Annotated in this window: 19 protein-coding genes; 8 read left to right on the top strand and 11 right to left on the bottom strand. The window is 65.4% G+C overall.

Annotated features, from left to right (window positions below; genetic code table 11):
- The first annotated feature begins 2 nt into the window (after positions 1-2).
- Positions 3-854 carry an amidohydrolase family protein gene (locus tag AB7Z56_RS41000; protein ID WP_063979861.1) on the top strand — a complete coding sequence of 284 codons (852 nt, stop codon included), beginning with the start codon at positions 3-5 and terminating at the stop codon, positions 852-854.
- 183 nt (positions 855-1,037) lie between these two features.
- On the opposite strand, the gene AB7Z56_RS40995 is transcribed toward AB7Z56_RS41000, so the two are convergent.
- From AB7Z56_RS40995 to AB7Z56_RS40980, 4 genes are all read right to left on the bottom strand, one after another.
- Complete coding sequence (locus AB7Z56_RS40995) at positions 1,038-1,403, bottom strand: nuclear transport factor 2 family protein (RefSeq protein ID WP_063979860.1); 366 nt, start codon at positions 1,401-1,403, stop codon at positions 1,038-1,040.
- Between the two features lie 154 nt (positions 1,404-1,557).
- A complete protein-coding gene (locus AB7Z56_RS40990) occupies positions 1,558-1,908 on the bottom strand; it encodes a RidA family protein (RefSeq protein WP_014491332.1) in 351 nt (116 codons plus the stop codon).
- A 117-nt stretch (positions 1,909-2,025) separates the two neighbouring features.
- Positions 2,026-2,943, bottom strand: a complete 918-nt coding sequence (locus tag AB7Z56_RS40985) for an alpha/beta hydrolase family esterase (protein ID WP_094183948.1) — start codon at positions 2,941-2,943, stop codon at positions 2,026-2,028.
- A gap of 3 nt (positions 2,944-2,946) precedes the next feature.
- Positions 2,947-4,605 (bottom strand): FAD-binding dehydrogenase, encoded by a 1,659-nt coding sequence (locus tag AB7Z56_RS40980; RefSeq protein ID WP_063979858.1) that lies wholly within the window; start codon positions 4,603-4,605, stop codon positions 2,947-2,949.
- Between the two features lie 249 nt (positions 4,606-4,854).
- On the opposite strand from AB7Z56_RS40980, the gene AB7Z56_RS40975 reads away from it, so the two are divergent.
- The 5 genes from AB7Z56_RS40975 (at position 4,855) to AB7Z56_RS40955 (ending at position 9,263) form a co-directional block, all read left to right on the top strand.
- Entirely contained in the window at positions 4,855-5,376 is a 522-nt protein-coding gene (locus AB7Z56_RS40975) for a hypothetical protein (RefSeq protein WP_063979857.1), read from the top strand.
- Between the two features lie 46 nt (positions 5,377-5,422).
- Positions 5,423-5,692 carry a hypothetical protein gene (locus AB7Z56_RS40970; protein ID WP_231143696.1) on the top strand — a complete coding sequence of 90 codons (270 nt, stop codon included), beginning with the start codon at positions 5,423-5,425 and terminating at the stop codon, positions 5,690-5,692.
- A 24-nt stretch (positions 5,693-5,716) separates the two neighbouring features.
- Positions 5,717-6,307: an SCO family protein gene (locus tag AB7Z56_RS40965; protein ID WP_014491337.1), complete on the top strand. Its 591-nt coding sequence runs from the start codon at positions 5,717-5,719 to the stop codon at positions 6,305-6,307.
- A gap of 217 nt (positions 6,308-6,524) precedes the next feature.
- Positions 6,525-7,460 carry a transporter substrate-binding domain-containing protein gene (locus tag AB7Z56_RS40960; protein ID WP_063979856.1) on the top strand — a complete coding sequence of 312 codons (936 nt, stop codon included), beginning with the start codon at positions 6,525-6,527 and terminating at the stop codon, positions 7,458-7,460.
- A gap of 159 nt (positions 7,461-7,619) precedes the next feature.
- The gene (locus tag AB7Z56_RS40955; RefSeq protein ID WP_063979855.1) at positions 7,620-9,263 is read left to right on the top strand and encodes a lysine--tRNA ligase; all 1,644 of its coding nucleotides are present in this window, start codon (positions 7,620-7,622) and stop codon (positions 9,261-9,263) included.
- A 62-nt stretch (positions 9,264-9,325) separates the two neighbouring features.
- Here the strand turns inward: AB7Z56_RS40955 and AB7Z56_RS40950 are convergent, their stop codons facing one another.
- Positions 9,326-10,078 carry a carbonic anhydrase gene (locus AB7Z56_RS40950; RefSeq protein ID WP_063985922.1) on the bottom strand — a complete coding sequence of 251 codons (753 nt, stop codon included), beginning with the start codon at positions 10,076-10,078 and terminating at the stop codon, positions 9,326-9,328.
- A 125-nt stretch (positions 10,079-10,203) separates the two neighbouring features.
- The gene (locus AB7Z56_RS40945; protein ID WP_063979854.1) at positions 10,204-10,857 is read right to left on the bottom strand and encodes a S24 family peptidase; all 654 of its coding nucleotides are present in this window, start codon (positions 10,855-10,857) and stop codon (positions 10,204-10,206) included.
- 293 nt (positions 10,858-11,150) lie between these two features.
- On the opposite strand from AB7Z56_RS40945, the gene AB7Z56_RS40940 reads away from it, so the two are divergent.
- Both AB7Z56_RS40940 and AB7Z56_RS40935 read left to right on the top strand, forming a co-directional pair.
- Complete coding sequence (locus AB7Z56_RS40940; RefSeq protein ID WP_063979853.1) at positions 11,151-11,495, top strand: DUF952 domain-containing protein; 345 nt, start codon at positions 11,151-11,153, stop codon at positions 11,493-11,495.
- A complete protein-coding gene (locus tag AB7Z56_RS40935) occupies positions 11,492-12,589 on the top strand; it encodes a quinone-dependent dihydroorotate dehydrogenase (protein WP_063979852.1) in 1,098 nt (365 codons plus the stop codon). The genes AB7Z56_RS40940 and AB7Z56_RS40935 overlap by 4 nt, the downstream gene beginning before the upstream one ends.
- A gap of 99 nt (positions 12,590-12,688) precedes the next feature.
- On the opposite strand, the gene AB7Z56_RS40930 is transcribed toward AB7Z56_RS40935, so the two are convergent.
- The 5 genes from AB7Z56_RS40930 to AB7Z56_RS40910 form a co-directional block, all read right to left on the bottom strand.
- Positions 12,689-14,014: an MATE family efflux transporter gene (locus AB7Z56_RS40930; protein ID WP_063979851.1), complete on the bottom strand. Its 1,326-nt coding sequence runs from the start codon at positions 14,012-14,014 to the stop codon at positions 12,689-12,691.
- Between the two features lies 1 nt (position 14,015).
- A complete protein-coding gene (locus AB7Z56_RS40925; RefSeq protein ID WP_063979850.1) occupies positions 14,016-14,750 on the bottom strand; it encodes an MBL fold metallo-hydrolase in 735 nt (244 codons plus the stop codon).
- A gap of 21 nt (positions 14,751-14,771) precedes the next feature.
- Positions 14,772-15,077, bottom strand: a complete 306-nt coding sequence (locus AB7Z56_RS40920; RefSeq protein WP_063979849.1) for a DUF6460 domain-containing protein — start codon at positions 15,075-15,077, stop codon at positions 14,772-14,774.
- A gap of 73 nt (positions 15,078-15,150) precedes the next feature.
- Entirely contained in the window at positions 15,151-17,055 is a 1,905-nt protein-coding gene (locus AB7Z56_RS40915) for a cisplatin damage response ATP-dependent DNA ligase (RefSeq protein ID WP_063979848.1), read from the bottom strand.
- A complete protein-coding gene (locus tag AB7Z56_RS40910; RefSeq protein WP_063979847.1) occupies positions 17,052-18,089 on the bottom strand; it encodes a ligase-associated DNA damage response exonuclease in 1,038 nt (345 codons plus the stop codon). The genes AB7Z56_RS40915 and AB7Z56_RS40910 overlap by 4 nt, the downstream gene beginning before the upstream one ends.
- Between the last annotated feature and the right edge of the window lie 175 nt (positions 18,090-18,264).

Raw genomic sequence — 18,264 nt, 5'->3', positions numbered from 1 at the left:
GCATGATCGTCGACGGCCATCAGCATTTCTGGGATCCTTCGCGCGCCGACTATCCCTGGATGGACGCGCCGGAATTGGCCTCGATCCGCCGCGCCTTCGGCCCCGCCGATCTCGCGCCGCTGTTGAAAGCAAACGGCATCGACGCGAGCATCGTGGTGCAGTGCCGCTCCGCGCTGGAGGAGACTGAGGAATTCTTGCGGATCGCGCATGCGACGCCCTCGGTGATTGGCGTCGTCGGCTGGGCCGATCTGACGGACGGTGCGCTTGGCGACACGCTCGATCGGCTGCGCGCTTCGCCCGGCGGCGACAAGCTGGTCGGCATTCGTCACCAGGTGCATGACGAGGCCGATCCGGACTGGCTGCTGCGCGAGGACGTTCAACGCGGCCTCACCGCAACGTTCGCCCGCGATCTCGCCTACGATTTCCTGGTCCGCACCCGCGAACTGCCCGCCGCGATCGCAACTGCACAGGCCTTTCCGCAAGCGCGTTTCGTGCTCGACCACGCCGCAAAACCGCCGATCGCCGATGGCGGAAGCGCCGAATGGGCCGATCGCATCGCGGCTCTCGCGGCCTGCGGCAATGTCTGGTGCAAGATTTCGGGCCTCGCGACGGAAGCGGTGTGGAGTGACTGGGATGCCGAGCGGCTGTTTCCGTTCGTCGAACATGCCGCAACATGTTTTGGCGAGGATCGCCTGATCTTCGGCTCGGACTGGCCGGTGTGTCTGCTTGCCGGGAGTTATGGCGAGATCAAGGGGGCGCTGGAAGCGTGCCTGGCGAAGCTTGGGCCGAATGTTCGAGAGAAGGCATTTGGTGTGAATGCGAAGCGAGCCTATCGGCTGGCAACTGCAAGCTAAGGGCCGGGCTCTTGCTTACCCTCCCCTGGAGGGGGAGGGTCGATCGCGCGTAGCGCGAGCGGGGTGGGGTGATCTCTCCGCTCGGGCACCGCATCGGTGGAGAGACTGTCACCCCACCCCGTCTCACATTTCGCTGCGCTCAATGTGAGCCGACCCTCCCCCTCCAGGGGAGGGTAAGAGGCGTTACGCGCCCGCGGGCACCTGGTCCAGAAATCCCGTGATGCTCCTGATGCGGCCGTCCTTCAGCACGGCGAAGTCGGTGCCCTTGATCGGGCTGTCGACACCGTCGGGACCGAGGCCCCACGAAAAGCGGACATGCTCGCCGTAGCCGTTGGGCTCGCCGATCAGCGTGAACTTGAAGTCGGGGAAACGCTGCTGCACGCCCGCGATCAGCGCGTCGATGCCGTCCCGGCCGTCGCCCTTCATCAGGGGATCGACATAGCTCGCATCCGCCGTCCAGTTTTCGCTGAGCAGTTCGCGACGGCGGCCTGCGGTGCGCTCGTTCCAGAGCTCGATGTAGCGGCGGGCGATGGTGACGGGGTCGGTCATGGTGTTCTCCTTCGATGGCGCCGTGTTCGGCTGTCTCGACTATCGAAGGTTCGCACGCGCAGATCGATTACCCCGGAGGTCATGCGCACGCAGAAAAGAAGCGCGATGATGCTCTCATCGCGCTTCGGACGTTCGCAACAATTTCAGCGCGAATTTACTTCGCCGCGGTGACCATGATCTCGACGGTGTACTGAGCCGCCGCGAGCTTGGCTTCGACGGTCGCGCGAGCCGGGGTGTTGCCGGGCGAGACCCAGGCGTCCCACACCGCGTTCATCTCGGCAAAGGTCTTCATGTCGGTGATGTAGATCGTGGCCGAGAGCAGCTTCGACTTGTCGGTGCCGGCCTTGGCGAGATGGCTGTCGATGGTCGCCAGGATGTCCTGGGTCTGCTTCGTGACGCTTTCACCGGCGGCCTTGTTGGCGACGACGCCGGCGAGATAGACGGTGTTGCCGTGCACGACGACCTGGCTCATGCGCGGGCCGGTTTCGAAACGCTGAATGCTCATTGGGGGATCTCCTGGTGGGAATGGCGGCCCTGTCTAACCCAGCGCCCCCAGCTCTGCCACCCCAGGCACGCATGCGTTGCCGGGTACGCATGCGTGGCCCGCTGATGCATGCGCCGTTCACGGAAACTGACTGAAGAACGACCAGATCGTCTCGGCACCGTCGATGTCGCGGTTCTGTGGCCCGAGCAGGCTGGTTGCAACCTTCGGGAAGCGGGCATCCGGAGCGAAGCCGGGCATGCGGTGGCCGCCATGGTTGATGCGATAGAGCACGACGTCGTGCCCTTTGGGACAGCGTGAGGAGATCCGTGTGACCGTGGACTGGTCCGCGGGCGCCTTCTCGGGCAAATCGGTCACCTCGGCATCGTCGGTCTCGCAGCCATTGAGCTTGCGCCAGAAAGCCAGCGTCTCTTCGGTGGACCAGAACCCGTCTGCGGCATAATAGCTCGATCCCCGTCCTCCCTCGTAGGGGACCAGCGGGTCGGCGGTGCCGTTGATGAGCAGCATCGGCAGTGGCCGCGACGGATGGCAGGTGACTGCGGCCTCATCCGTGAGATTCATGATCACGCTCGCGCCCGCCGCAAACAGATCGGCGCGCGCGCAAACCAGCGTCATCGCCATGGCGCCGCCATTGGAGATGCCGGCGACATAGACACGCTTCGGGTCCGCCGTGCCGTTCGTCACCAGCGTCTCGACCAGCTTTGCGATGAAGGCGACGTCGTCGGTGCCCTCGGGCGGGCCACGCAGCGCCGGTCCAGCCTTCGTCCGCGCATCGGCCCAGGCATGGTTGAGCCCGTCGGGAAAGACCACGGCAAAACCTTCGCGCTTCGCGACCTGCGGCCACGCTGTTCGCGCGACCATGTCGGCGCCGCGCTGGGTCTTGCCGTGCAGCACGACCACGAGCGGCACCAGCCGCTTCGCCGGCAGTTGCGCGGTGTAGGATCGCTTCACGCCGTTGACGTCGATCGTATCGGCGGATGCGGCCGAGGCTGCGGCCAATGCCGCAAGAAGCGCCCCGATCTGCATCCACCTCCGCATGATCTAGCCCACGGCCTTCGCCGCGGCGCGGCCGGCATTGCGGCCCGAGAACAGGCAGCCGCCGAGGAAGGTGCCTTCCAGCGAACGATAACCGTGCACGCCGCCGCCGCCGAAGCCTGCGGCTTCGCCGACCGCATAGAGGCCGGGAATGACGCTGCCCTCGCTGCCGAACACGCGCGAGTCGAGATCGGTCTCGAAACCGCCCAACGTCTTGCGGGTGAGGATGTTGAGCTTGACCGCGATCAGCGGCCCCTGCGCGGGATCGAGGATGCGGTGCGGAGAGGCGGTGCGGATCAGCTTGTCGCCGATATAGCGCCGCGCATTGTGGATGTTCATCACCTGCGCATCCTTGACGTAGGGATTGGCGATCTCGCGGTCGCGCGCCTCGATCTGCATCCTGACATGCTCGAGCTTGAGGAGGTCGCTGCCGGCGAGCTTGTTCATGGCCGCGACAAGATCCTCGATCTTGTCGCGTACGATGAAGTCGACACCATGGCTTTTGAATGCCTCCACCGGCGCCGGCGCGCCCTTGTTGGTGGCGCGGCGCAGGGTCATCCGCCAGCTCTTGCCTGTCAGATCGGGATTCTGCTCCGAGCCCGACAGCGCAAATTCCTTCTTGATGATGCTCTGGGTCAGGATGAACCAGGAATAATCATAGCCGGTGGACATGATGTACTGGAGCTGGCCGAGCGTGTCGGAGCCGGGAAACAACGGCGCCGGCAGCCGCGTGCCTGTTGCGTCGAACCACATCGAGGACGGGCCGGGCAGGATGCGGATGCCGTGGCGCGGCCAGATCGGATTCCAGTTCTGGATGCCTTCGACATAATGCCACATGCGGTCGCGGTTGATCAGCCGCGCGCCCGATTTCTCGGTGATGCCGATCATGCGGCCGTCGACATGCTCCGGCACGCCGGAGATCATGAACTTCGGCGGCTCGCCGAGCCGCTTCGGCCAGTTCTGCCGCACCAGCTCGTGATTGCCGCCGATGCCGCCGGACGCCACGATCACGGCCTGCGCCTTCAGCGCGAACTCGCCGACCACGTTGCGCGACGAGCTCTTGCCACGCTCGACATTGTCAGGGGCAAGCACGGCGCCGCTGATGCCGTCCACCGTGCCGTTGGTGATGGAGAGCGCATCGACGCGATGGCGGAACCTGAAGGTCAGCCGGCCGCTCTTCATGGCCTCGCGCGCGCGGCGCTCGAACGGCTCGACGATGCCGGGGCCGGTTCCCCAGGTGACGTGGAAGCGCGGCACCGAATTGCCGTGGCCCATCGCGTCATAGCCGCCGCGCTCGGCCCAGCCGACCACCGGGAAGATGCGATGCCCCATCGCGCGCAGCCAGTCGCGTTTCTCGCCCGCGGCAAACGCCACATAGGCCTCGGCCCATTGGCGCGGCCAGAAATCCTCGTCGCGGTCGAAGCCGGCGGTGCCGAGCCAGTCCTGCATTGCGAGATCGAAGGAGTCCTTGATGCCGAGCCGGCGCTGCTCGGGAGAGTTGACCAGGAACAGGCCGCCGAACGACCAGAACGCCTGGCCGCCGAGCGACTGCTCGCCTTCCTGGTCGACCACGATCACCCGCTTGCCGGCGTCGGCGATCTCGGTTGCGGCCACCAGTCCCGATAGTCCCGCGCCGACGACGATGACGTCTGTCTCTTCCGCCATAGGTTCCCCCCTGTAGTTGTCCGGATTGAAGCCAGCCGTTGCAACTGAGATCAAGGGCTTGGCGCGTAAGACATCGTTAACTTGTTCCGGTTTGGGACCGAGTCGGGCCTGGTGCAGCGCGGGCGCAACACTGGATTTGAATTTGTTTTGAGCCAGCCGGCGCGCCTAGACAAAACCACGGTTACGACGGACGCTAGCAACGCATCACCACCTGACACGCAGATTCGAATTCGACTGGGGCGGGGGACAATGAAGTTTCTGACGGGGTTGCTCGCGGCGGTTCTCCTCATCGCGAGCATGGGGGCTTCTCACGCAGTGGTTCGGATTGCGGATGACCGCGGTGGCCGGATCGGAACCTACGTCGACAGATACCAGGACCTGCGCCAGTCAGGCGACACCGTCATCATCGACGGTCTCTGTGCCTCGGCCTGCACCATCGTCCTCGGCGCCATTCCGCGCGACCGCATCTGTGTGACCTCGCACGCGACCCTCGGCTTCCACGCCGCCTGGGATTTTGGCGCCAACGGCCGTGCGGTGACCAACTCCGAAGCGACCCAGATGCTCTATGCGATGTATCCCTCGCAGGTGAAGCGCTGGATCAACCAGCGCGGCGGCCTCACCCCGCACATGCTGTTCCTGAGGGGCAAGCAGCTCCAGGCCATGTACAAGCCCTGCTACCTCGACGCGCAGGCCTCGACCAACCGCCCCCTGCGCCGGGCTCTCCCGCAGGCGGAAGAGCTGGAGTCCGCTCGGGGCCAGCTGCTTCGCTGACGTCATCGGCGCGATCTGATTCCGGGAAGTATTCCTTGGAGCACCCGTGGCGCTTGCCCGGGCCCAGGCCAACGCCTATTTGAATGGCAAGGGAACCGGGGCCTTCGCCCCGATCGTTGTTATGGCTCAACCACTGCACCCGGCCCAACCGCTACAGGACAATTCGCCCACTGCCGGCCGGCTGCCGTTCGTGCTGCTGTTGGCTGGCGCGGGGATCGGTGGTCTGGTCATGCTCGGTGCGCTGGCGCTCTGGTTCCACTACGGCAGCCAGGTGTTCTTCGAAATGATCAGGACCGGCTTTGCCGCCTGCTTCTGACCTGCGACAGGAAGTTTTCCGCTCATGAGCTCCACCGCCCGTCCGCTGGTGATCGCGACCGCCTTCGCTGCAAGCCTCGTCGTCGGACTGTTGATCGTGTTCTGGGCGATGGGCGGGGTCAGCAAAGTGGCGCAGCCGGCCGCGATCGGCGGCCCGTTCCAGCTCACCGACCAGCACGGCAAGGCCGTCACCGACAAGAACCTGAAGGGCAAGCCGACCCTGATCTTCTTCGGCTACACCCATTGCCCCGACGTCTGCCCGACCTCGTTGTTCGAGATCTCGGAAGTGCTGCGCGCGATGGGCAAGGATGCCGACAAGGTCAATGCCGTCTTCATCTCGGTCGATCCCGAGCGCGATACGCCGGCGACGATGAAGGACTATCTGTCGAGCTTCGACCCGCACCTCGAAGGGCTCAGCGGCGACCCCGCCGAGACCGCCAAGGTGATCACCTCCTACCGGGTCTATGCCAAGAAGGTCCCGACCAAGGACGGCGACTACACCATGGACCACACCGCGCTGATCTACCTGATGGACCGCGACGGGCGGTTCGTATCGCCGTTCAACATGAAGCGGACGCCGGAAGAGGCCGCGGCCGATTTGAAGCGGTATCTCTGAGGACCCTGTTTGGGTGCAGTCCTTTCCACATCGTCATGGCCGGGCTTGTCCCGGCCATCCACGTTCTTGGGCGGGCGAGAAAGTCCGTGGATGGCCGGGACGGGCCCGGGCATGACGGCTGAGAGACCTTTACCCATCCCGCAATCGGCGCTCGCGTTCCCGGCGGGATGGTCTATAACGCCTTCCGATCCCAACGAAATTCGTTCATTTCCCGCCGATGGCCCCGTCGCGACAGGCAAAATCGTCCAAAACCGTGCGCCGCGTCCTGACCGGGCTGGTCGCCTGCGCATGTCTGCTCGCAGGCCTGCCCTCCGCAAAGGCCCAGGCCCCGGCCAAGCAGCCTCCGGCGGCACCCCAGGCCACGCCGCAGGTCGCGCCTCAGGCTGCCCCGCAGGCCGTGCCCGGCTTCTGGGACCCGCGGCGGCGGCCGGAGCGGCCCGACCTGTCGCGCCTGACCGTGATCCGCTTCCTGACCGAGACCGACTATCCGCCGTTCAACTACACCGGCGCCGACGGCAATCCGGCCGGCTTCAACGTCGATCTCGCCCGCGCGCTGTGCGAGGAGATCAAGGTCACCTGCACGGTGCAGATGCGCCGCTTCGAGACCCTGGTCGACGCGCTCTCCTCCAACCGGGGCGATGCCATCATCGCCTCGATGGCGGTGAGTCCGCAGCTCCGCGTCCGCGTCGATTTCACCGATCCCTATTACCGCGTGCCGGCGCGCTTCGCCTCGCGCAAGGATGCGGTGATGCCGGAGATCCGGCCCGAATACCTCGAGGGCAAGAAAGTCGGCGTCATCGCCGGCTCCGCGCACGAAGCCTATCTCAAGGCGATGTTCACCGACGCCGAGCTGCACCCCTATCCCAACGACGACGCGATGCGCGCCGCCTTGCGCAAGGGCGAGGTCGACTTCATCTTCGGCGACGCCATCTCGCTGGCGTTCTGGATCAACGGCACGGATTCCGGCGATTGCTGCGCCTTCTCCGGCGGCCCCTTCGTCGAGAGCCGCTTCTTCGGCGAGGGCATCGGCATCGCCGTCCGCAAGGGCAACGACGTGCTGCGCCAGGCCCTGAACTGGGCCCTGTTCCGCGTCTGGGAGAAAGGCCGCTACACCGATCTGTGGCTGCGGTATTTTTCGGTGAGCCCGTTTTAGTGCCGTAGGGTGGGCAAAGGCGCGCTAGCGCCGTGCCCACCGTCTTTGGCAGTGGTGGGCACGCTTCGCTTTGCCCACCCTACGATTCCACGATAAAGGCGCTGCTACTTTTGCATTCTGCCCGGAAATCGCTATTTTCCGCGGCCCGGAGGCCCCTGAATGTCTGTCATCGATCTTGCCGCGAACCCGAGCGATCTGCGTGCGCTCGCCGAACAATCCAACGCCTGGCCGTTCGAGCAGGCGAAGGCCATTGTTGCGCGGCTGAAGAAAAGCCCGAAGGACGAGGTGCTGTTCGAGACCGGCTACGGCCCGTCCGGCCTGCCGCATATCGGCACGTTCGGTGAGGTCGCGCGGACCTCGATGGTGCGCCATGCTTTCCGTGTGCTCACCGAGGACAAGATCAAGACGCGCCTGCTGGCGTTCTCCGACGACATGGACGGGTTTCGGAAAGTGCCCGACAACGTCCCCAACAAGGAGATGCTGGCCGCGCATCTCGGCAAGCCGCTGACGCGGGTGCCGGATCCGTTCTCCAACGAGTACCCGTCGTTCGGGCACCACAACAACGCGCGCCTGCGCGCCTTTCTCGATCATTTCGGCTTCGACTACGAGTTCGCGAGCTCGACCGACTACTATACGTCCGGCCGCTTCGACGCGACGTTGCTGAAGATGTTAGCTGCCTACGACAAGGTGATGGCGATCATCCTGCCAACGCTCGGCCCCGATCGCCGCGCCACCTATTCGCCGTTCCTGCCGATCAGCAAGACCACCGGTGTCGTGTTGCAAGTGCCGATGATCCGCCGCGACGTCGCGGCCGGCACGGTGACCTATGTCGATCCCGATACCAACCAGGAAGTCGAGACGCCGGTGACGGGCGGCAACGTCAAGTGCCAGTGGAAGGCCGACTGGGCGATGCGCTGGGTCGCGCTCGGCGTCGACTACGAGATGGCCGGCAAGGATCTGATCGACTCCGTGAAGCTGTCAGGCGCGATCGCCAGGGCGCTCGGCGCCACGCCGCCCGAAGGCTTCAACTACGAGCTTTTCCTCGACGACAAGGGCCAGAAGATCTCGAAGTCGAAGGGCAACGGCCTCACCATCGACGAATGGCTGCGCTACGCCTCGCCGGAATCGCTGTCGCTGTTCATGTATCGCGAGCCGAAGGCGGCCAAGCGGCTGTATTTCGATGTCATCCCGCGCAATGTCGACGACTACCAGCAGTTCATCGATGGCTTTGCCAAGCAGGATGGCAAGCAGCAGCTCGGCAATCCGGTCTGGCACATCCACAACGGCCATCCGCCGAAGGGCGACATGCCCGTCACGTTCCAGCTCCTCTTGACGCTGGTGTCGTCGTCGAATGCGGAGAATGCCGAGACGCTGTGGGGCTTCATCGGTCGCTATCGTCCCGGCGTCAGCCCGCAGACGCATCCGAAGCTCGATGCGATGGTCGGCTATGCCATCAACTATTATCGTGACTTCGTGGCGCCGACGAAGCAGTTCCGCGAGCCGACCGAGGTTGAGCGCGCCGCGTTGCAGGATCTGCGCGATGCGCTGTCGCAGCTTCCGCAGGAATCCTCGGCCGAGGACATCCAGAACGTCGTCTACGAGATCGGCCGCCGCGAGCCGTTCCTCGACCAGGTCAAGAAGGGCAAGGACGGCCGTCCGGGCGTGACGCTCGACTGGTTCAACATGCTCTACCAGGTGCTGCTCGGCCAGGAGAAGGGCCCGCGCTTCGGCTCCTTCGTCGCGGTCTACGGCGTGCAGAACGCGGTGAACATGATCGACGGTGCGCTGGCGCGAAGCGCGTAGTAGATGCCGTACGTAGCCCGGATGTCGCCACGCTCATCCGGGCTACAGATTTGAAGCGCGCCTCAGATCGAGCGCAGCACGAAGCGCCGGTTGTCCTTCTGCACCGGGCGCGCGTTCATCGGATAGAGCTTTGCGAACGCAGCGACGTCGGTGGCTGACACCTGGATCGGGTCGGTCAGCAGCAGCCATTCGACGACCTCCGAACAGGGTGGGGTCGTCAGCGAGCCGGAGTAGCGGAAGTAGCTCAGCCTGTGCGGCAGCATGGCGTGGGGATCGATCGCTGCATCGGCCTTCACCGCGGGGCCTTCCGCCGCCGGCATGGTCTTGACGATCTTGCCGAAGGCCGTGTTCGGCTTGCCTTCCGCCATCAGCACGCCGACCACGGCGAGCCCGCCGGCATCGTTGCGATGCACGAAGTGCGCTTCCATCGGAAAGTTCTTGCCGCCGATCATGTGCTCGCTCGGCCGGTGGAAGTGCACCTGGAGCAGCTTGTATTTGACGTCGCCGAGCGTGAGCGTGCTGCCTTCGGCGAAGTTGAGCTGGATCGTGTGCCCGTTGTTGACGATGGTGTCGGCGCTCTTGCCCCAGTTCAGCTTCAGAACAGGCAATTGCGACTTGATCGTCCCCTCGATGTCGATCGGCGATTGTTGCAGGCCGACCGCGCAGGCCTTGTTGGCCGCGTCGAGATCGCCCCATTTGGCCGGGCCGCCGGCGCCCTCGTAGCTCCAATGCGTGCCTTCGGCGGCAAAGGCCGGCTTGCACAGCGGACAAAGCGCGAGACCCGCCAGGGCCTTCAATGCGTGACGGCGATTCATCATATCCCCCTGCGATGAATTTGATCGGCAAAATCGGCCGCAACCTATGCGAGAGGGGTGGTGAGTCGCAAGGTCGCCGGGGCGAGAAGCGGCGCGGCCGGCGTCATGGTCCAGTCACGACGCAATCACTGGCTCGCCCACACGATTCGCGCGATCCAGCCGACGTCGCTCGGCGCCATCGTGTGCTCCGCCTGCGATGCATCGAGCGGCTGCAATTCCAGTGCCTTTGCCGTGCGGCGCTTCAGCGTCGCGACCGTCACCTCGCCCGCCTTGGTCTTCACCACCACGCGATCGCCTCTGCGGATCGGCGCGCGGGGAGAGATCAGGATGACGTCGCCGTCGCGATAGGCCGGGGCAAGCGCATCGCCGGAAATCTCCAGCGCAAAGGCGCGACTGTCCTCGGCGGTGGGAAACGCAAGTTCGGTCCAGCCCTTGCCGGATGGAAAGCCGGATTCGTCGAAAGCTCCGCTCGCGCCGGCTAGTGCGAGGCCGAGCAGCGGCACCGAGCGGCCGTCGCTGGCGTCGTCACCGGTCAACCCGGCAAAGGTGTCCATCGAGGAGCCGGCCGCCGCCAGCGCTTTCGCGATCGATTCGGTGGATGGCCAGCGCTCGCGCCCGTCGGGGGTGACACGCTTGGACTTGTTGAAGGTGGTGGGATCGAGCCCGGCCCGCTTGGCGAGGCCGGACGGCGACAGGCCGGCACGCTCCGCCAGCCGATCCAGCGCTCCCCAGATCTGGTCGTGAGTCAGTATCCTCTGCGCTTTGGCCTGTCTGACCATGGAAGGTCCAGCCCGTCGCAACTCAGGAAAACTGTCCTCAAATCAACCGGTTTTCCGTTTTTCGCGCAAGGGGTGGCGGGAGAAGCATTTTCAAGCGAAGCGGATACCGGTTCGCGTCAAGAAAACGCGTCAAAACAAGAATTTAAAGCCCCGTTCCGATTTCATCGGAACGGAAATGGCTCTAAGCCTTGAGTTCGGAGGGGGCGGCCATTACGGTCGCGCCCGGGTTTTGAGGACCCGCACGAGACGAAAAAACCCAAAAGACTCAAAGAGCAAACAGGGCTGCGTGAGCGGTGGTCAAGATCTACAAAATCTGTCCGGCCTCGGCCTGGCGCGAGGCGGAACGGCAGGGTGTCTACCGGGGCAGCGCGGACGATTCGCGCGACGGTTTCATCCATTTCTCGACCGCGCCCCAGGTTCCCGAGACCTTGCGCAAGCACTATTTCGGGCAGCGCGCGCTGTTCCTGGTCGAGGTCGACGGCGACGCGCTCGGCAGCGCATTGCGCTGGGAGCGCTCGCGCAATGAGGAGCTGTTTCCGCACCTCTATGGCGAGCTCGATCTCGGCGCGGTGCTGTCGGTGATGAATCTCAACATGCGCTCCGATGGCGGCCACGACGTTCCGGAGCTTAACCCGTGATCCGCGCCTTCGACGCCTTTTCGCTGCCGGTGCTGCGCTGGCTCGATCCGGAGGATGCGCATCGCCTCGCGATCCAGGGCCTGCGCTTCCTGCCGCCGGTCAAGCCGCGGCCTGACGATCCCAAGCTCGCCGTGCGTGCCTTCGGGCTCAACTTCCCCAATCCGATCGGCATGGCCGCGGGCTTCGACAAGAGCGCCGAGGTGCCGGATGCGTTGCTGCGGCTCGGCTTCGGCTTCGTCGAGATCGGTTCGGTGACGCCGAAGCCGCAAAGCGGCAATCCGCGGCCGCGGCTATTTCGTCTGGAGCGCGACGAGGCCGTGATCAACCGCATGGGCTTCAACAATGACGGCGCGGAAGTCGCGCTGCGCAGGCTCGCGGCGCGCGCGCAGCACGGCGGCATCGTCGGGGTCAATGTCGGTGCCAACAAGGATTCGCCGGATCGCGTTGGCGATTACGTCAAGCTGATCGAGACTTTTGCGCCGGTCGCGAGCTATTTCACCGTCAACGTCTCCTCGCCGAACACGCCGGGTCTGCGCAATTTGCAGGAAGGTGCGCTGCTGGACGATCTCCTCGCCAGGGTGATCGACGCGCGCGAGCGGGTGCGCCAGAAGGCCGGCGACACGCCGGTGCTGCTCAAGATCGCGCCTGATTTGAGCCTCGCCCAGCTCGACGACGTCGTGCAGGTGGCGCGCTCGCGCCGGGTCGACGGCATGATCGTGGCGAACACGACGATCGCGCGGCCGAGCACGCTGCGCGAGGAAATGCGCGCCAAGGAGCAGGGTGGTCTGTCCGGCCGGCCGCTGTTCCGCCTGTCGACGCGCATGGTCGCGGAGACCTATGTGCGCGTCGAGGGCGCGTTCCCCTTGATCGGCGTCGGCGGCGTGGATTCCGGCGGCGCCGCGCTGACGAAGATCCGCGCCGGCGCGAGCCTGATCCAGCTCTATTCGTCGCTGGTCTACAAGGGCCTCGGCCTCGTCGACGAGATCAAACGCGATCTCACCTCGACGCTGCTGCGGACAGGGCGGGATTCGCTGTCCGAAATCGTCGGCGCCGACGCGGCGACACTCACGGCGGAAGACTGGCCGGGGATGTAGCCACCGTCCAGTAGCCCGGATGGAGCGCAGCGCAATCCGGGAATCTTTCCGCGAGCACGAAGACCCCGGATTTCGCTGCGCTCCATCCGGGCTACGAATCTACGATTTCGGAAACGTCACCCGATACAGCGCCGGATAGCGCGCGCCCTGCAACCCGCCGCGGGCGACGTAGAAGGCGATCAGCGCGCTCCACAGCCCGGCATTGCCGAACGATTGCAGCGCCCACCAGGCCCCGAGAAAGATCGTGAACGATAACAGCATCAGATTGCGCATCTCGCGTGCCCAGGTCGCGCCGACATAGATGCCGTCGAAGCCGAACGCGAACACGCCGGGGATCGGCGCAAGCACGATGAACGGCAGGAATTCGCGCGCGGCGCGGCGGACGTCCTCGCTCGCTGTCATGACATTGATCAGGTTCGGCCCGAACAGCGCGAACAGCACCGCGACGACCAGCGCGAAGCCGAGGCCCCACAGCAGCACCAGCCGTGTCGAGTCCGCAAAGCCCCTGGCATCGCGCGCGCCAAAAGTGCGGCCGCAGAGCTGCTGGGCTGCGTTCGCAAGACCGTCGAGGAAGAACGCGCTGACCAGCAGGAAATTGTTCAGCACGGAATTCGCCGCCAGCGTGACGTCGCCGGCGCGTGCGCCCTTGGCGGTGAAGAACAGGAACACGGCGATCAGCGCCGCGGTGCGGATCATGATGTCGGAGTTCACCGCCAGCAGCCGCATCAGTTTTGCCCGGTCGAGCAGCGTGGCAAGGGGCACCGCAAAGCCGCCATCCGCATAGCGCCGGCAGACGATCACGCCGAGCACGAAGCCAATCGTCTCCGAGATCAGTGCGGCGATCGCCGCGCCCGCGATGCCGGTGTCGTAGACCAGCACCAGCAAGATCGTCGCCGCCATGTTGATGAGGTTGATGACGACCTGCAGCAGCAGCGCCGGATTGGCGCGCGCCTGCCCCACCAGCCAGCCGAGAATGACGTAGTTGGCGAAGGCGAACGGCGACGACCAGATCCGGATCATGAAATAGGTCTTTGCCGCGCGCGTGACGCCTTCGCTGCCGCCCATCAGGTCGAACAGCCCGGCGGCCAGCGGCAGTTGCAGCACGATCAGCGCGGCGCCGATCAGGCCCGCGACGATGAAGCCGCGCACCAGGATCACGGTCTCCTCGCGCGTCTCGCCCGCGCCCAGCGCCTGCGCCGTGAAGGCGAGCGTGCTCATGCGCAGGAAGCCGAACAGCCAGAACAGGCAGTCGAAGATGACGGAGGCCATCGCGACGCCGCCAAGCAGCGCGGCATCGTCGAGCCGCCCAATCGCGGTGGTCGAGACCACGCCGATCAGCGGCGTGGTGAGGTTCGCGACCATCGCGGGACCGGCAATGGCGAACACCTGGCGGGAGCCGATCCTGGGATGAACGGGCGCGTGCATGTCAGAACACGAGCACCATGCCGTCTTCGGCGGCGAGATGCGGTACGTCGTCCAGGCGCGACAGCATGTCGTCGCTCATATGGGTGAGGACCAGGCGTTTCGCGCCGATTGCTGGCAGATGCTGTTCCAAGGTCTTCAGGCTGAGATGGTTCTTGACCACCTTCTCGTACATATAGGCTTCAGCAATGAAAAGGTCCGCGCCATGCGCCAGCGGAATGAGTGTCTCCGTCCATTCGGTGTCGGCGCTGTAGGCGAGCGTACGGCCTTCAACCTCGACGCGGTAGGCCAGATGCGGCCCGCCGGATTCGCCGTGCACCACCGGGTAGGGCGTTACATTCACTCCGCCGAAGGATTGGCTTTGCCCAGGCGCGAGTTCGATGACGTTCAGCTCGAAGCGCTGCTTGGTCTTCGAGGAGTGCTCGAACAGCGCCTCCATCACTTGGGCGAGCCGCGTCTCGAGGCCTTGCGGGCCCGCGATCGTCAGCGGCCGGGTCCGCCGCGAGAATTGCGCATCGAGCAGGACAAACGGCAGCCCGGCAAAATGGTCGCCGTGGAAATGCGTGATGAGAATGAGGTCGATCTCGTTGCGGTCGATCTCGAGTCGCTTCAACGCCGGCAGGGCCGACGCGCCGCAATCGATCAGGAAGTTGGCCGCGCGCCCCGAGACGTGGAAGCAGGTGTTGAGCCTGCCGCCCGAGCCGAAGGCGTCGCCGCAGCCGACAAAGCGTAACTGCATCGGCTGCGGGCTCCCAAATCCTTACCTGTTGCGCGGCGCGCCGAATACGCGCGAGAGCAGCCAGATCGGAACCACGATGACGGCGCCGAGCAGGAAGTAGCGCCACAGCCAGTTCACCGCGTCGAAGCCGAGATCCCAGAGGCGCTGGAACAGCAAGCGGATGCTGTAGATGATATTCCAGGGATCGAAGCCGATCGCGGCGAGCACGACGCCGACCAGGATCGAGAGCAGGACCAGGCGAAACGCGACCGCCAGCGGCGAGCCGCCGAGAAAGCGGTTCAGCCCATCGCTGCGGCCGGCCGGCAAATCTCTGACGTCTTGGACCATCTCAAAACTCCTCGCGGGGATTCGACCCCATTATAGGTCACGGCGGGGCACATGGGGAACCCGCATTCCCTCGTCAATGGCTGTCGGCGGACGCTGCAACCTTAATTGTTGGTAGGGATTCGTCAGCCTTCAGCATCTTTTCCAGCGTTTCCAGCCGGTCGGCCTCGCGCGGCGGCTTGTCCCAGCGCAGCCGGCTGATGCGGGGGAAGCGCATGGCGACGCCGGATTTGTGCCGCGGGGAACGCTGCAGCCCCTCGAACGCCACCTCCAGCACGAGCCCCTTGTCGCGCTCGTGCACGACGTGGCGCACGGGGCCGAATTTCTCGGTGGTGTTGCGGCGGACGAAACGGTCGATCTGCAAGAGCTCCTCGTCCGTGAAGCCGAAATAGGCTTTTCCGACCGGCACCAGCTCCTCGCCGGCTTCGCCTTCGGTCCAGACGCCGAAGGTGTAATCGGAGTAATAGGACGAGCGCTTGCCGTGGCCGCGCTGCGCATACATCAGCACGGCATCGATGATGTGCGGGTCGCGCTTCCACTTCCACCACTGGCCTTTTGGCCGCCCCGGCAGGTAAGGCGCATCGCGCCGCTTCAGCATGACGCCTTCGACGGCATCAGCATCCGCACCCGCGCCGGCACTCGCGGGATCGGCGCGCGCCGCGGTCAGCGCCTGCCAGCTTGCGAAAGGCACGGTCGGCGACAGGTCAATGCGGGGATCGTCGAGCTTGCCGATGAACGTCTCCAGCCGTTCGCGCCGCTCCGCGAAAGGCAGCTCGCGCAGATCGTTCGCGTCGTCGCCGAGCAGATCATAGGCGCGCAAATGGATCGGAAATTCCTTGATCAGCTTCGGCGAAACGACCTTGCGGTTGAGGCGCTGTTGCAGAACATTGAAACTCTGCACGCGGCCTTCGCGCAGGATCAGAAGCTCACCGTCGATTGCGCCCGCGAGCCGCAGCGACGGCACGAGATCCGGAAAGCTCCCCGTGATGTCCTCGCCGGTGCGCGAATAGAGCCGCGCCGTGATCTGCCCGCGCTCATCGCGGCCCGCCACCGCCTGCACGCGGATGCCGTCCCATTTCCATTCGGCGATGTAGTCGGCGGGATCAAGCGCGGCGAAATCCGTGTCCTCGATCGCGTGCGCGAGCATCACCGGCCGGAACGGCGCGGGATCGCGATTGACCGGCTTTTCGCCGCGGCCTTCGAGCCAGGCGAACAGGTCGAGATAGGGAGGGCTGAGCCCCGGCCAGATCAGCTCGACCTCATGCGGGTCCTTGTCGCCAAGCGCTGCGGCTGCAGTCTTGGCGAGGCGCGCGGAAATGCCGATGCGCAGCGCGCCGGTGACGAGCTTCAGCAGCGCCCAGCGGCCGGTCTCGTCAAGCTCGTCGAGCCAGCGTTCGAGCTGCTTTGGCAGCTCGGTCTTGCCGAGCGTGCGCAGCGTGGTGACGACCTCGGTGAGGGTTGGGGGCGGCGGGTTGTTGTGGTTGCTTGGATGTGTGGACTCATGAGCATCCCGCCCGCGGTACCCCTCTCCCTGCCCCTCCCCCGCAAGGGGGGAGGGAACGGAGAGAGTGGTGCCTCCATCACTCGCTGAATCACTGTCGGTCGTGATGCTCACCGGCCGCCGCGCGCTCCGCTGCGCTCCCTCCCCCCTTGCGGGGGAGGGAGGGGGAGAGGGGTGGCCCGGAAAAGATTCGTCATGACCGGGCACCCGCCGCGGCCACATCAGCGCCACCGTCTCCGAGAGATCGCCAACGTAATCGTAAGACAACCCGAACAGCACCTCATCCGTGCGCGCCGCGATCAGATCGCGGATCAGCGCGGGCTTGGCATGCTTGAAGCTCAGCGCGCCGGTCAGCGCGGCCAGGGCGTAGCCGCGGTCGGGATCGCCGACCTCGCGGAAATAGCCGGTGATCAGCCGCAGCTTGTTGTTGCGGCCGGGCTCGTAGGCGAGGCGATCCAGCAGTTCGGCGAAGCGGTTCATGCTTCGGCCTCATCTTGAAGCGGTGTCTCGCTCTCCTCCTCGTCGCCATAGCCGACGAGATCGAGCGGTTGCGCGCGAAGACCTTGCGACTTGCACCAATGCACCAGTGCGTCTTCCTGGCCGTGCGTCACCCAGATCTCGCTGGCGCCGGTCGCCGCGATGGTCGCGGTGAGGCCATCCCAATCGGCATGGTCGGAGATCACCAGCGGCAGCTCGATGCCGCGCTGCCGTGCGCGGGCACGCACCCGCATCCACCCCGAGGCAAAGGCGGTGACGGGGTCGGGAAAGCGCCGCGTCCAGAGGTCCGAGGTGGCCGACGGCGGCGCCAGCGTGATGGTGCCGGCGAGCGCCGCCTTCTTGACGCCCAGCACCGGCTTGAGCTCGCCGAGATCGATCCCGCGGCTCTGATAGTACTCGGTGATCTTCTCCATCGCGCCATGCAGGTAGATCGGTGCGTCATAGCCGGCCTGTCGCAACAGCGCGATCACGCGCTGCGCCTTGCCGAGCGAATAGGCGCCGACGAGATGCGCGCGCTCGGGAAACAATGCAACGGAGGCCAGCAGCTTCCTCACCTCGCCGGCGGCATCGCCATGGCGAAACACCGGCAGGCCGAAGGTGGCTTCAGTGATGAAGACGTCGCAGGGCACGAGCTCGAACGGCGTGCAGGTCGGGTCGGGCGCATCCTTGTAGTCGCCGGAGGCGACGATGCAGGTGTCCTTGCAGGTCACGGCGATCTGCGCCGAGCCCAGCACGTGACCGGCCGGGTGAAACCTCACGCGCACGTCGCCGAGCCGGATCTCCTCGCCATAGCGGATCGCTTGCGTCGAGCCGGCAAAGTTCTCGCCATAGCGCAGCCGCATCATGTCCAGCGTTTCCTGCGTCGCCAGCACCGCGCCATGGCCGGCGCGGGCATGGTCGGAATGGCCGTGGGTGATCACGGCCCGCTCGACCGGGCGGACAGGGTCGATGTGGAAGGTGCCGGGCTTGCAGCACAGGCCGTCAGCAGTTGGCAGCAGGATGTCTTGCGGACGCATATGCGTCATATAGGGAGCGGCCACCCCAAATGAACCCGTGATGCGCGGGCTTGCCGTCTCCGCTAGGCTTCGCCGGCCCGGCGGTGTAAAAGCCCGCCGAAGCCAATTGGCGGAGGCGGGACCCGCGCCTCCATCCTTTTAAACAGTTCCCTTTTTGATGGATTGCCGGGTCGAG

This window comes from Bradyrhizobium sp. 482_C4_N1_8 (genome assembly GCF_052075965.1).
Lineage (GTDB): Bacteria > Pseudomonadota > Alphaproteobacteria > Rhizobiales > Xanthobacteraceae > Bradyrhizobium > Bradyrhizobium barranii.
Note: the sequence above shows the minus strand (reverse complement) of the source record. Positions and strands in the feature narration are given on the sequence as shown.

Bases quoted from the DNA above. Each gene is read 5' to 3' on its own strand.
- AB7Z56_RS40985 (WP_094183948.1), bottom strand. From the start codon at position 2,943: ATGCGGAGGTGGATGCAGATCGGGGCGCTTCTTGCGGCATTGGCCGCA.
- AB7Z56_RS40995 (WP_063979860.1), bottom strand. From the start codon at position 1,403: ATGACCGACCCCGTCACCATCGCCCGCCGCTACATCGAGCTCTGGAAC.
- AB7Z56_RS40925 (WP_063979850.1), bottom strand. From the start codon at position 14,750: ATGCAGTTACGCTTTGTCGGCTGCGGCGACGCCTTCGGCTCGGGCGGC.
- AB7Z56_RS40980 (WP_063979858.1), bottom strand. From the start codon at position 4,605: ATGGCGGAAGAGACAGACGTCATCGTCGTCGGCGCGGGACTATCGGGA.
- AB7Z56_RS40990 (WP_014491332.1), bottom strand. From the start codon at position 1,908: ATGAGCATTCAGCGTTTCGAAACCGGCCCGCGCATGAGCCAGGTCGTC.
- AB7Z56_RS40965 (WP_014491337.1), top strand. From the start codon at position 5,717: ATGAGCTCCACCGCCCGTCCGCTGGTGATCGCGACCGCCTTCGCTGCA.
- AB7Z56_RS40960 (WP_063979856.1), top strand. From the start codon at position 6,525: ATGGCCCCGTCGCGACAGGCAAAATCGTCCAAAACCGTGCGCCGCGTC.
- AB7Z56_RS40975 (WP_063979857.1), top strand. From the start codon at position 4,855: ATGAAGTTTCTGACGGGGTTGCTCGCGGCGGTTCTCCTCATCGCGAGC.
- AB7Z56_RS40915 (WP_063979848.1), bottom strand. From the start codon at position 17,055: ATGAACCGCTTCGCCGAACTGCTGGATCGCCTCGCCTACGAGCCCGGC.
- AB7Z56_RS40945 (WP_063979854.1), bottom strand. From the start codon at position 10,857: ATGGTCAGACAGGCCAAAGCGCAGAGGATACTGACTCACGACCAGATC.
- AB7Z56_RS40930 (WP_063979851.1), bottom strand. From the start codon at position 14,014: ATGCACGCGCCCGTTCATCCCAGGATCGGCTCCCGCCAGGTGTTCGCC.
- AB7Z56_RS40910 (WP_063979847.1), bottom strand. From the start codon at position 18,089: ATGCGTCCGCAAGACATCCTGCTGCCAACTGCTGACGGCCTGTGCTGC.
- AB7Z56_RS40920 (WP_063979849.1), bottom strand. From the start codon at position 15,077: ATGGTCCAAGACGTCAGAGATTTGCCGGCCGGCCGCAGCGATGGGCTG.
- AB7Z56_RS40950 (WP_063985922.1), bottom strand. From the start codon at position 10,078: ATGAATCGCCGTCACGCATTGAAGGCCCTGGCGGGTCTCGCGCTTTGT.
- AB7Z56_RS41000 (WP_063979861.1), top strand. From the start codon at position 3: ATGATCGTCGACGGCCATCAGCATTTCTGGGATCCTTCGCGCGCCGAC.
- AB7Z56_RS40955 (WP_063979855.1), top strand. From the start codon at position 7,620: ATGTCTGTCATCGATCTTGCCGCGAACCCGAGCGATCTGCGTGCGCTC.